We start from the raw sequence: 12,965 nt of genomic DNA, 5'->3' as shown, positions 1-12,965 counted from the left end.
TCATGGCCGCCGTGGCGCTGGTCCGCCGGTCGCCGCGGACGGGCGCGCGGTGGCCGAGGCCGACGTCTCCGGATCCTCCGCGTCGGCGCGGCACCGGTGGCTCGCAGGGGCCCGAAACACGGCCGTGATCCAACCAGCGCGCGTGGGGCAGGAGTCGCGCGAAGTCCTGTTCGGTACGGGGGAGTTGCGTGGCCCGGTGGATCCCTGCGCACCGTGCCGGAGCGGCCGGAAAACGCTTGGACGCGGCCCGCGTCGGCGCGGGACACTGCCGGACTCGAACCGAAATCCACACGACCGTCGCGGCGATGGCCCCTGCCCGCGGTAGCGCGTGGCCGGCTTCCGCCGCCGGACAAAACCAGGGGTGGGATGGGAACGTCCGAATCTCGCAGGGTTCAGCCGGGCAAACGCTCGGTGCTGCTCGCACTTCGCTACTACGGACGGGAGTTGGCCCGGCTCCGCCGGCTGACGGTACCCGCGATGTCGCTCTCGGCGCTGGGCAACATCGGAATCAACTACATCGCGCCGCTCATCGTCGCCAAGCTCGTGGGTGACCTGGCCGGCGACGAGGACGTCACGGTCGCCTCGACACTGCCGTACGTCCTCGGGTTCGCCGGTGTGCTGCTGTTCTCGGAGGCACTGTGGCGCATCGCCCTGCACTGCCTCAACCGTCTCGACGCCTTGGGCATCGAGCATCTGTACGTGATCGGGATGGACGAGTTGTTCGCCAAGGACGCCGCGTTCTTCCACGACAACTTCGCCGGATCGCTGACCAAGCGCGTGCTGAGCTTCGCCTCGCGTTTCGAGCAGTTCGTCGACACGCTGACGTTCCAGATCGTGGGCAGCTTCGTGCCGTTGGCCTTCGGTGCGGTGGTGCTGTGGCGCTACGAACCGCTGCTCGTGGTCGGACTGCTGGTGATGATCACGCTGACGGCGGTGTGCGTGGTGCCCCTGATCCGGCGCCGACAGGCGCTCGTCGACGAGCGGGAGGAGGCGATCGCCCGGGTGTCGGGCCATGTCGCCGACAGCCTGATGAACATGGACACGGTGCGGGCGTTCGCCGCCGAGGGGCGCGAGGCCGCCGAGCACCGCTCCCGGGTCGCGACGTCGCGGCGGCTGACCCTGCGGTCCTGGGACTACGGCAATCTGCGCATCGACACGTTCGTCGCGCCGATGTCCGTGCTGACCAACGCCCTGGGGCTGCTGCTCGCGGTCACTCTGAGCGGGGGCGAGCACGGCGTGGAGGCGGTCGTGGTGGCCTTCACGTACTACACCAACGCGACGCGGATCATGTTCGAGTTCAACCAGATCTACCGTCGGCTGGAGAGCTCGATGACGGAGGCCGCCCAGTTCACCGAGCTGCTGCTGACTCCGCCGACCGTGCTCGATCCGCCGTCGCCGCAGCCGCTGCCGCCCGGCGCCACGGATGTCCGTTTCGAGCGGGTGAGCTTCGCGCACTCCGGCGGCCGGCCACTGTTCGAGGGACTGGACCTGAACGTGCCCGCCGGGGCGAAGATCGGTCTCGTCGGCCGGTCCGGCGGCGGCAAGACCACGCTGACCCGGCTGCTGCTGCGGATGACGGACATCGATGCCGGCCGGATCCTGATCGGCGGTCAGGACATCAGCACACTGCGCCAGGCCGACCTGCGCGCACTGATGGCGTACGTACCCCAGGACCCGGCGATGTTCCACCGCACCCTGCGGGACAACATCGCCTTCGCCCGGCCGGACGCCACCGACGCCGAGATCCGCCGCGCGGCCGAGGCGGCGCATGTCACGGAGTTCGCCGACACGCTGCCGAACGGCTTCGACACCATGGTGGGCGAGCGTGGCGTCAAGCTTTCCGGTGGCCAGCGCCAGCGGGTCGCCCTCGCCCGGGCGATCCTGCGGGACGCGCCGATCCTGCTGCTCGACGAGGCGACGAGCGCCCTGGACTCCGAGAGCGAGCTCCTGGTGCAGGAGGCGCTGTGGCGGCTCATGGACGGCCGGACGGCGCTGGTGGTGGCGCACCGGCTGAGCACCGTCGCCACCATGGACCGGCTCGTCGTCCTGGACAGCGGCCGGATCGTCGAGCAGGGCACCCATGAGGAGCTCCTCGCGCTGGACGGCGCGTACGCCAAGCTGTGGCAGCACCAGTCGGGCGGCTTCCTCGACGAGGGCCCCGCGCGGGTCGAACTGCCCTGACCGGCGGGCCGAGCGGGCGGCGGACATGGTCCGCCGCCCGCCTGCCCGGCCGGTCGCTACTGACGTGCCGCGCGGCGGCGGCGTACGAGCAGCACCGCGCCCGTGCCGACGCCGACGGCCGCGGCGGCGGCACCCGCGAGCGGCAGCGCGGAGCCGGAACCGGTGCTCGCCAGGTCGCCGGAGACGGCGGTCGAGTCGGTGGCGCCGGTCGTCGACGTGCCACCGTCGGCGGAACCTCCGCCGGCGGCCGAACCGCCACCCGTGGACCCGGAACCGCCGGTGGAACCGGAGCCCCCGGTGGACGAGGAACCGGAGCCCGAGCCGGAGGTCGTCGAGCCGCTGCCGCCCGTGGAGCCGGTGCCGGCGACGTCGAGCGTGATGTCGGCCCTGTCGTTGCCCTTGTTCTTGTCGAACGGCCGGGGCTCCGACTCCAGCGCCACCGAGCCCTTGGCGCCCGGCACGGCCTTGTCGATCCTCAGCTTGAAGGTGTACGTCTGGCTGTCGCCCTCGTTGATCCAAGCCTGGCTGGTGCCGCATTCGTAGGTGCCGGACGACACCTTCTTGCAGAAGGCGTGTTCCTTGGTCACCTTCGTGCCGGCGGGCATCTTGATCAGGACGCGGGTGGCCGGTGTGCCAGCCGTACCCCGGTACCAGGCCGGCCCGGCGTTGGTGAACTCGACCGTCAGGTCCACGGTGTCTCCGACGCGGCCCTTCAGCCGGTCTCCCGCGACCTTGAAGTCGGCGGTGTTCGCGGCGGTAACCGGCACCCGGCGAACGTTCGGGTCCTCGGCCGCGGTGCCGAGGTCGGCCGTGGTGGCGTCGGGCTGCTCCGCCAGCTTCAGGGCCGGGCCGGTGCCCTTGACGGGCCCCGAAGAGGCCTCGTCCGACGGGGGGTTGTCGTGCTCGGTCACCATCACCGTGAGGGCGTCGTGCAGCGCGCTGTCCAGTACGTCGACCCGCAGGCCCCCCTCGGGGGCGTAGACGACGCCGGGCTTCACCGTCTGGTCGAACGCGCAGACCGCCTGGGTGCTGACCGGGATCTCGTCGAATCCCCAGATCTTCCAGGCCGTGCAGTTGGAGGGCAGTTCGCCCTGGCTCAGTCCGTGGCTGACGACGTAGGTGATCCACACCTTGTCGAGGGCCTGGGTGCCCGTGTTGGTGAACGCGGCGGGGACCTTGAGGGTGGTGCCCGGCTTCACTGACTGGTACGGGCCGATCTCGCCCAGTACCAGTGTGGGCGCGGGGTCCTCGGCGAAGGCGGGCGTGGCGCCCAGCGAGACCATGGCGGCGGCGCCGATCACGCCCGCGGTCTGTCGGAACACGCGGCGGCCGGTGGCGGGTCGGGGCATGGGATCCTCTGATTGAACGGCAGTGACGTACGCATGAACTGCGGGAGAACACGTGTCCCCCGCACAGGAGACTGCTGTCGAGGCCGAAGGGTTGCACGGAGCGCGGCGCTTGACGTGGTGTCGGCCTTACGCGTGGGCGTCCGTCACGACAGGAGCCCGGCCTGCACACAGGCGGGCCGCAGCGGCGGCGTGCAGATCTGCGCGATGGTGTACACGCCGTCCCTGACGACGGTCTGCCGGATGTTGTCGACCGTCACGGTGCGCGGGGCGAGCAGGACGGCGGGGACGTCCTCGGTGGTGGGGCTGTCGACCGTCATCCTGGCGACGTCCCGGATGTCCTCGCCGCGTCCCAGGGCCATGGCCATGGCGGCGGCCGCGGAGGCCTGCGTTTTGAACGGCTTGTACACCGTCATGTACTGCTCGCCCTTGACGATGCGCCGTACGGCCTCAAGGTCCGCGTCCTGGCCGGTGATCGGAGGCATGCGTCCGACACCGGCGTTCTTCAGCGCCGCGATGACGCCCGCGGCCATGGCATCGTTGGCCGCCAGGACGCCGCCGATCCGGTCCGGACCCAGGGCGGCGATGGCGGCGGCCATGTTGGCGTGGGCGTTGTCCGTGCTCCAGCCGAGCGTGTCGTACGACCTGCCGATCCTGACCTTGCCGCGCAGGACGGACAGCGCGCCCTCGCGGTACCAGGCCGCGTTGGGGCTGGACGGATCGCCGTTCATCATGACGACGCTGCCCTTGGTCTCCTTCTCCCCCATCCCCTTCAGCAGCGCCTTGCCCTGGAGTCGGCCGACCTGCCCCCCGTCGAAGCTGACGTAGCCCGAGATCGGGCCCTGGGCGAGCCGGTCGTAGGCGACGACGGGCACGTCCGCCCGGCGCGCCTCCTGGATCGAGGAGCGCAGAGCCTTGTTGTCCACGGCGTCCAGGATCAGGACCCGGACCCCTTTGGTGATCATGGAGGTGATCTGTTCCCGCTGCCGGGAGACGTCGTTCTCGGCGTTGGCGTACTGCACGGTGCAGCGGGGGCACAGCGCGTCGATCCGCTGCTCGATCAGCGGCTTGTCGGAGTTCTCCCAGCGGGGCACGGCCCGGCTCGGAAGCAGCAGGCCCACCGCGAAGGCGTCCGGCCCGCCGTCGTCTTCCGAACAGGCCGTCAGTGACACGGTCATGAGGGCCGCGACGAACGCGGCGACGAGGTGCCGGACACGGATCCGGGTGTTCATGGCGGACCCCCGCCTTCCTCTCGGGGCGCCGAGCCCATGAGAGACGGCTCGCGGCGCGGCACCCGGATCTCGCTCCAGACCTGCTTGCCGCCGGCGACCGGCACCGAACCGAAGGACTCCGACATCGCCTCGACCAGCAGCAGGCCACGGCCGCCGGTCGACTCCCAGTCGACGATCACCGGTTTGGCCGGTGCGCGCGGCGAGGCGTCGCTGACGCACACCCGTACCAGGTCGCCGCGCAGGATCAGGTCGAGTCGGACCGGCCCCTGGGTGTGCACGAGCGCGTTGGTGACCAGTTCCGACACGACCAGCAGGACACCGTCGGCCACTTCCGCGACCTTCCAGCGGCGCAGGGTGCGCGCGGTGAAACGGCGGGCGTGCATGACGGCGTCGGGCAGCCGCCACACCACCCAGCCGGACCGGATCGGCCTGACCGTCATACCGTCGTAGCGCAGCAGCAGCAGCGCCACGTCGTCCTCCCGGCGGCCGGCGTCGCCGAGCAGTTCGTCGGCCATCCGCCCGGCGTCGGCGGGGTCGGCCGCGGCGAGCGCCGCGCGGGTGCGGTCCATCCCCTCGTCCAGGGGCAGGTCGGCCGCCTCGACCAGGCCGTCGGTGACCAGGGCGAGCACCGTGCCCGGGGTCAGCGCGGCGGCGGTCATGGGGAACTCCGCCTCGGCGAGCACACCCAGCGGAAGCCCTCCCTCGACCTCCACCTCCTCGGTCGTGCCGTCGGGCTGGCGCAGCAGCGGGGCGAGGTGTCCGGCCCGCACGAAGAGGGCGTTGCCCTCCTCCAGATCCAGCTCGACGTAGCAGCAGGTGGCGAAGAGGTCGGTCTCCATGCCGACGAGCAGCCGGTTGGCGTGCGAGACGACGACGTCCGGCGGGTGGCCCTCCACCGCGTAGGCACGGACCGCGGTGCGCATCTGGCCCATGATCGTCGCGGCTCCGGCGCTGTGCCCCTGCACGTCCCCGATGACGAGCGCCACCCGGTCCTCGGAGATGACGATGACGTCGTACCAGTCACCGCCCACCTGGAGTCCGCGCCGGGCGGGCAGATAGCGGGCGACGGCCGTCCCGCCGGGCAGTTCGGGCAGGCGCCGGGGCAGCAGGCTGCGCTGGAGCAGCGTCGCCAGTTCCTGTTCGGCGTCATAGGCGTGCGCGCGTTCCAGGGCCTGCCCGATCAGTGCCGCGGTCGCGGTCAGCACGGACCGTTCCTCGGTGGCGAATTCGTGCGGCTGGTCCCAGCCGACCAGGCACACACCGACCACCCCGCCCTTGGCAGGCAGCGGCATGACGGCCAGGCCGCCGGCGCCGATGCCGGCGAGCTGCGGTTCCAGGGGCGTGCCGGCGGGCCACAGGTCCATACGCCCGTCCCGCAGGGCCAGCTGGAGGGTGGGCAGGGCGCGGACCGGGGCGTCGGGCCACTCCGAGCGCCATTCGGAGCGCCAGGTCTCCGGCCAGGCGGCGGGCTGCGGCGGATCGAGCACGATGACGATCAGCCGGTCCTCCCGCAGCTCGGCGAGGGCCACGCGGTCGGCGCAGAGCGGCTCGCGCAGCGCGGTGACGGCCACGCGGGCGACGTCGTGGACGGTCGTGGCGTCGTCGAGTGCGGCGGTGAGCCACTGGATGCGGGAGACGTCGTCGGCGCCGCGGCGCTGGACCGAGGTCGGCGTCACCACCCCGAGGACCTGCTGCGGCCGGTCGCCGGAGCCGGCCGGCACCCGGCAGCTCAGGCTCAGCCAGCGCATCTCACCGGTGGGGCAGCGGACCCTGAACTCCAGCTCCCGCCGGGCGAAGGCGGGAGTGGCCGGTTCCAGGACCGACATGAGCGCGTGCATGTCCTCCGGGAGGGCGTTGGCGATCAGGCTGTCCGCCTTGCCGTCGAACTCGTCGGGTGTGAGGCCGACCAGGTCGAGCAGTGTCTCGTCGGCCTCGATCACTCCGGAGTCCGGCACCAGGACGAAGGAGCCGACACTCAGCGCGCGCAGGGCGGGGCCCAGCAGCGACGGTGCCGCGGGTCGGTCGGCCCGGGCCCGGAGCAGGTCGGCGACCGCGTCGGCGTACCGCGTCAGGAAGCGTCGTTGCCCGGCCTCGAATCCGTCGGCCGAGGCCCCTACCACGACGAGGCAGCCCAGGGTCCTGCCCTCGGCCGTCAGGGGCAGTGCGGAGAGCGAGGTCTGTGCTCCTGACGGCGTCGGTCCGCCTTCGTAGGAGGCGAGGGCCGCCGGGGTGAGCCACAGCGGGCGTCCGCCGCTGAAGGCCCGCGCGGCGGCCGAGCCACCGGCCAGGGGCAGGCGCTCCGGCAGGCGGTAGCGGTCGGTGCCGTCTCCGGCCGTCTCCAGCAACAGGAGTTCGTCCTGCCCCGCACCGGGCGCGTAGACAGCCGCAAGCGCCGCTCCGGCGAACGTGAGGGCCCGCTCCCCCGGTACGGCCTCACGCGCCGGAGGCGCTGCACCGGTGCTCGCGGCCCCGGGCTGAGATGCCCGCAGCTGTGAGACGCCGGCCCGGGCACCGCCGTCATGAGGCATGTCCGCACCTTCCTCCCGCCCGGGCCACAGGTGCCGTCGGCTTGAGATCGGGGCGCTCAGCTACCAGCGTCTCACATGAGAACGAAGTGGACAGATCCGTACATATCACCCACTCTGGCCCGCCGCCGGGCCCTCCCCCGGCCGCGTTCGCAGTTCACTTCGGCCGGTGTCACACTTACGACATAACCGTCTTGGCGCCTTTCAGCCAGTTGATCCCAGGCGGGACGCCCGGCGCCGACACCCAGACCTCGTGCCCGTTGGGAGGTCTCGCGCATGAAGGCCCGCGTACGGGGGGCGGTCGCTGCTGTGGCCGCGGCCGCCACGGCCGCGGCACTCGCGGCCTGCGGCGAGGACGGGTCGACCGGCTCCGACGGGGTGAACGAGCCGAGGATCGGCGTGCTGCTGCCGGACTCCACCACGGCCCGCTGGGAGACCCGCGACAGACCGCTGCTCGACCGGCACATCGAGGAGATGTGCGCCGAGTGCCGGGTGGAGCACGCCAACGCCAAGAACGACGTCGCCATCCAGCAGGCCCAGATGGACTCCATGATCGCCGAGGAGGTCGATGCCATCCTGCTCGTGGCCGTCGACTCCAGATCGATGCGCCCCTCGGTCGAGAAGGCGGACGAGGCGGGCATTCCCGTGATCGCCTACGACCGCCTCGCCCAGGGCCCGATCTCGGGTTACGCCTCCTTCGACGGCGAGGAGGTGGGCCGGCTCCAGGGCAGGGCGCTGCTGGAGGCCATGGGAGACCGGGAGCCCCCTGGCCGGATCGTCATGATGAACGGCGACCCCACCGATCCCAACGCGGTGTCGTTCCGGAAGGGCGCGCTGTCGGTGCTGGAGGGAAAGGTCGAGATCGCCAAGACGTACGAGACCCGCCAGTGGAGGCCGGAGGTCGCCCACATGAACATGTCCGGCGCCATCTCCGCGCTGGGCGCCGACAGCATAGACGGGGTCTACGCCGCCAACGACGGCCTCGCCGCCGGCAGCATCGCCGCGCTGAAGGCCAACAAGGTCGTTCCGCTGCCTCCCATCACCGGGCAGGACGCCGAACTGGCGGCGCTGCGGCGCATCGTGGCCGGTGAACAGTACATGACCGTGTACAAGCCCTTCCGGCCGGAGACCTCCGCCGGTGCCGCACTGGCCGTGGCCGCGGCCCGCGGCGAGGACCTGGACCGGGTCGCCAAGGACACCGTGCGCACCGACAGCGGGCGGACGGTTCCCGCCGTCCTGCTCACCCCGTTCTCCGTGACCGCCGAGACCATCGGGGACACCCTGGTGAAGGACGGCGTGTACACCGTCCAGGAGATCTGCGCCCCGCAACTCGCCGCCGCCTGCGACAAGGCCGGACTCACCTGAGGGGCCGGCTCCGCGGCGGGCCGGTCCCGGTCATGGGAAGGAGTGGTCCTTCGTGCCGAGTCCCCCCTTGCTGAGGCTGCGCGGCGTGTGCAAGCGCTTCGGTGCGGTCGAGGTCCTCACCGACATCGAGCTGGAGATCCGCGCGGGCGAGGTCGTCGCGTTGCTGGGCGACAACGGGGCCGGCAAGTCCACCCTGATCAAGGTGATCTCCGGGGTGGCCCCCGCGGACCGGGGCCTGATCGAGTGGGAGGGCCGGGCGGTCCAGATCAGGCGTCCCCACGACGCCCGGGACCTCGGCATCGCCACCGTCTACCAGGACCTCGCACTGTGCGGGAACCTCGACGTCGTCGGCAACCTCTTCCTCGGCCGGGAGCTGCGCAGGTACGGCTTCCTGGACGAGGTCGAGATGGAGCGCCGCACCGGCCGGCTGCTGGAACGGCTGACGCGGGGGATCCCCGATCTGCGCGCGCCCCTCGTCTCCCTGTCCAGCGGCCAGCGCCAGACGGTCGCCATCGCCCGCTCCCTCCTCGGCGACCCCAGGATCCTCCTGCTGGACGAACCGACCGCGGCCCTGGGCTTCGAGCAGACCAGCGAGGTCCTGGACCTCGTCGACCAGCTGCGCGACCGGGGCCTCGGGGTGATGCTCATCAGCCACAACATGGGCGATGTCAAAGCCCTCGCGGACCGGGCCGCGGTGCTGCGGCTCGGCCGCAACAACGGCTTCTTCGACGTGAACACCGCGTCGCAGGAGCAGATCATCGCGTCCATCACCGGCGCCACGGAGAACGTGCCCCGCCGGATGGCCCACCGGGAGGCAGGGTGGTGAAGGGGATGCACGGCAGCGACGACAGCACGCGGACGGCCCTCGAGGAGCCCGCCCCCGAGGTCCCCCGGAGGCCTGCCCGCAGACCGTCCGTCGCCCGGCTGGCGGAGAGCGGCGTCGCCGTCCTGCGGCGCAAGCTGAGCGCCGGCGAACTGGGCTCACTCCCGGTCGTCCTCGTCCTCGCCGCGGTCTGGATCACCTTCCAGTCCCTCAACGACAGCTTCCTGTCGCCGCGGAACCTGTCCAACCTCAGCGTGGACATCGTGGGCACCGGACTGATCGCGGTCGGCATCGTCTTCGTGCTGCTCCTCGGCGAGCTGGACCTGTCGGTCGGGTCGATCAGCGGTCTCGCCGCCGCCGTCTTCGCCGTACTGAACGTGAACAACGGCGTGCCGGAGTGGCTCGCCCTCGTGGTGGCGGTGCTCGCGGGCACCGTGGCGGGCACCGTCCAGGGGTACTCGGTCGCCAAGACGCGGGTGCCTGCCTTCGTCGTCACCCTGGCGGGGCTGCTGACCTTCAACGGCCTGATGCTCTACATCCTGGGCACCAGCGGCACCATCAACCTGGACGAGAACGGCTTGGTCGCCAAGCTGACGAGCCACTACTTCACCCATGACGCCGCCGCGTACACCGTGGCGGCCGTCGGCACCGGACTGGTCTTCCTCGTGTCCTGGCAGGAGCGGCGGCGCCGCCACGCCATGGGCATGCGGCACCGCTCGCTGCGCGGGATCATCGTGCGCACGGCCGTGCTCGCGGCGGTCTCGTTCATCGCCGCCTACCTGCTCAATCGGTTCCAGGGGCTGCCGCTCGCCCTGCTGATCTTCCTCGTGGTGGTGGCCGGTCTGGACGTCGTCCTGCGCCGCACGCACTACGGGCGGCAGGTCTACGCGCTCGGCGGCAGCATCGAGGCGGCCCGCCGTGCCAGCCTCAGCGTGACGCGGGTGCAGACGGCGGTGCTCGCCGTCTCCGGCACCATGGCCGCGCTCGGCGGACTGTTCCTGGCCTCGCGCATCACCTCGGTGAGCCAGGGCGCGGGCTCGGGGATCCTGCTGCTCAACGCCATCGCGGCGGCCGTCATCGGAGGCACCAGCCTCTTCGGGGGACGCGGGACGACGTGGTCCGCGGTGCTCGGCATGCTGGTGATCCAGTCGATCGCCTCGGGCATGGTGATCACGGACACGCCCACCGCCGTCCAGTTCATGATCACGGGCGGTGTGCTCTTCGCCGCCGTCGTGATCGACGCGCTGTCACGCCGTTCGCAGGAGGCGCACGGGCGGGCCTGAGGCCGCGCTCCGGGCGGGCACGGGCCGGCCCGAAGCGCGCCGCACCCCGAGGGTCAGTCGGCGCAGCAGCCGCTCTCGGCGGCGGCACCGTGGTGGGTGTCGAGCCGGCAGAAGCAGGACGCGTCGATCGGTACGTCCGCCAGCGCGACGGCCAGCCGCAGCTGCTGGGACACCATCTGAGCCTCGCCGATCCTGCCCAGCCGCGTCAGGCACTCGTGGAGACCGTGCAGCGACCAGACGTTGCCGGGGTGCTGCAGGGCTCGCGGGAGCGTGCCGTCCAGGCCCAGGTCGGCGCGGTAGACGGCCTCGGCCTCCGAGACGCGTCCTTGTTCGAGGAGCAGCGCGCCATAGGCGTGCCGGGCGGGCTGCATCCAGCCCCACGGTTCGTCGTAGGGCAGGTTGTCGTCGAGTTCGATGGAGCGTTCCAGCGCGGCGAAGGCGGCGTCATGGTCGCCCTTGCGGTATTCCAGCTCGCCGTCGAGCATCGCCGAGGCGATCGCGAGGATGTCGGCGCACGTGTTGTTGAACAGCATGCGGGTCTCGGGGACACGGGCGCGGGCCTCCTGGAAGAGCCCGCGTTCCGCCTCGGCCTCCGGGACGCGGTGCGTGGCGGAGAACGCGACGCCGCGGGCGTAGTGGATCATCGCGGTCGTCATGCAGTACAGCTCGGGGTCGGCGGGCAGCGGCAGGGCCAGGATGTCGTCCCAGCGGCCGAAGCGGATCAGTACATGGACCCGCATGGCCACGAAGGCCTCCAGCCAGTCGGCCATGGGCGGGCTCGGCACCCGCAGCAGCTCTTCGGGGATCGACGCCTCCAGCTCGGCGGCGGTCCGCAGAGCGACCTCGGACTGGCCGAGGAACATCGCACCGTAGATCTTGAAGTGGTAGTTGTGCGAGCGGTACAGGGTGTAGAAGTTCATCGCCCCGGCCCGCGCGTGGTACTTCTCGTCGGCCGCGATCGCCGACGTGTTGTCCGAGACCACCCGCCGGTAGTCGCCGCAGAGCACCTCCAGGTGGGAGGGCATGTGCAGCAGGTGCCCGGCATCGGGCATCAGACCGCGCAGCCGGTCGGCGACGGCCAGCGCCGTCTCGGGTGTCGGGGACATCTCCATCAGGTGGATGTACAGGTGCACGATGCCCGCGTGGTGGCTCCCCGCGTCGGTGGCGAGGGCCCGTTCGAGGACCGCCCTGGCCTCGGCCGTGCGGGCGCCTTCGGCCGGTTCGCCGCTTGTGAGATCCCACAGCTGCCAGGGGGTGAGGTTCATCAGGGCGTCGGCGTACAGGGTGGCGACGTCCGGGTCGTCGGGAGCGAGCTCGTAGACCGCGCGCATGCTGTCGGCGTAGGAGACGTTCCAGATCGAGCAGTCCTCGACGGCCTCGGCGTGCGGGTAGCGGGCGCGCAGTGCGCCGATCAGCGCCCGCTCGACGGGGGTGGCAGTCGCGGCCTGCTCGTGGGCCAGCTCCACGGCGGCATGGGTGCGGTCGACGGTGCGGGCGAGGTCCTGCTCGTCGAAGAACTCCCACGGTTTGTTGTAGTTGGGGCCGAGGGCGTAGGCGATGCCCCAGTGGGCCATCGCGCAGTCGGGGTCGGCCGCGGCGGCGGCCTCGAAGCAGGCGACGGCTTCCTCGTGGTTGAAGGCGTACGTCCACCTCAGTCCGCGGTCGAACCAGAGTTGGGCCCGGTCGGAGGACGTGGTCACGGGGCGGCTGTAGGTGCCGAGGTCGTAGTAGTCCATCGTCTGTCTCCTGACTGTGCGGCGCCCGCCGGTCTGTTCCCGAGTCTTCCTGAGCCCTTCGGGTCTCGCACCGACAACGGGACGCAGCCGTGCGGGGTTGCGATCCCGGTGTCCCGGAGACGGAGCTGCGGGTACGCGGTCGTCACTCCCCGGCACCGGCGTCGCGGCACCGGCGTCGCGGTACCGGGGGCCGCCAGGAAGCGCGGTCCGGACTCGGAAGCACCGCGGTGCCCGTCGCCGACGGCGGTCGAATGAGCGCGGACGGCGGTCGAACGAGCGCGGACGGCGGTCGAACGAGCGCGGGCCGGCCACAGCCGGCTCAGGCGGCGAACCGTGGCACCCGGCAGGCGTGGGCGCCGTTCCTTCCGGGCACCGTCTCCTGATCGGCGACTCGCGGATCGCTCGCCGCGTCCGCGGGGAACACGCCAGAGGGACGCGCAGCTCGACCGCCGTCGCGACCCCGTGGCCTCGCCC

Annotated in this window: 8 protein-coding genes; 4 read left to right on the top strand and 4 right to left on the bottom strand. The window is 71.7% G+C overall.

Annotated elements, in window-relative coordinates; all coding sequences use genetic code 11:
• Nucleotides 1-366 precede the first annotated feature (366 nt).
• Entirely contained in the window at nucleotides 367-2,181 is a 1,815-nt protein-coding gene (locus ACFYNL_RS35040) for an ABC transporter ATP-binding protein (RefSeq protein ID WP_388810958.1), read from the top strand.
• A gap of 56 nt (nucleotides 2,182-2,237) precedes the next feature.
• Here the strand turns inward: ACFYNL_RS35040 and ACFYNL_RS35035 are convergent, their stop codons facing one another.
• From ACFYNL_RS35035 to ACFYNL_RS35025, 3 genes are all read right to left on the bottom strand, one after another.
• Entirely contained in the window at nucleotides 2,238-3,530 is a 1,293-nt protein-coding gene (locus tag ACFYNL_RS35035; protein WP_388810955.1) for a hypothetical protein, read from the bottom strand.
• 143 nt (nucleotides 3,531-3,673) lie between these two features.
• Nucleotides 3,674-4,759, bottom strand: a complete 1,086-nt coding sequence (locus tag ACFYNL_RS35030; protein WP_388810952.1) for a substrate-binding domain-containing protein — start codon at nucleotides 4,757-4,759, stop codon at nucleotides 3,674-3,676.
• Entirely contained in the window at nucleotides 4,756-7,287 is a 2,532-nt protein-coding gene (locus ACFYNL_RS35025) for a SpoIIE family protein phosphatase (protein ID WP_388810950.1), read from the bottom strand. Before ACFYNL_RS35025 ends, ACFYNL_RS35030 begins: the two co-directional genes overlap by 4 nt.
• 273 nt (nucleotides 7,288-7,560) lie before the next feature.
• Between ACFYNL_RS35025 and ACFYNL_RS35020 the strand changes: the two genes are divergently transcribed.
• The 3 genes from ACFYNL_RS35020 to ACFYNL_RS35010 are packed head-to-tail and all read left to right on the top strand — an operon-like array spanning nucleotide 7,561 to nucleotide 10,755.
• Entirely contained in the window at nucleotides 7,561-8,649 is a 1,089-nt protein-coding gene (locus ACFYNL_RS35020) for a sugar ABC transporter substrate-binding protein (protein WP_388810948.1), read from the top strand.
• Nucleotides 8,650-8,701: 52 nt separating this feature from the next.
• On the top strand, nucleotides 8,702-9,475 hold the full coding sequence (locus ACFYNL_RS35015; protein ID WP_388810946.1) for an ATP-binding cassette domain-containing protein: 774 nt from the start codon (nucleotides 8,702-8,704) through the stop codon (nucleotides 9,473-9,475).
• Nucleotides 9,476-9,480: 5 nt separating this feature from the next.
• Nucleotides 9,481-10,755 carry a sugar ABC transporter permease gene (locus tag ACFYNL_RS35010; RefSeq protein WP_388810943.1) on the top strand — a complete coding sequence of 425 codons (1,275 nt, stop codon included), beginning with the start codon at nucleotides 9,481-9,483 and terminating at the stop codon, nucleotides 10,753-10,755.
• Between the two features lie 53 nt (nucleotides 10,756-10,808).
• Here the strand turns inward: ACFYNL_RS35010 and ACFYNL_RS35005 are convergent, their stop codons facing one another.
• Complete coding sequence (locus ACFYNL_RS35005) at nucleotides 10,809-12,491, bottom strand: hypothetical protein (RefSeq protein WP_388810940.1); 1,683 nt, start codon at nucleotides 12,489-12,491, stop codon at nucleotides 10,809-10,811.
• Nucleotides 12,492-12,965 lie beyond the last annotated feature (474 nt).

The organism is Streptomyces sp. NPDC007808, from assembly GCF_042868655.1.
Classification (GTDB): Bacteria; Actinomycetota; Actinomycetes; order Streptomycetales; family Streptomycetaceae; genus Streptomyces.
The sequence above is the reverse complement of the archived record's forward strand: the minus strand, read 5'-3'. Positions and strand labels throughout refer to the sequence as shown.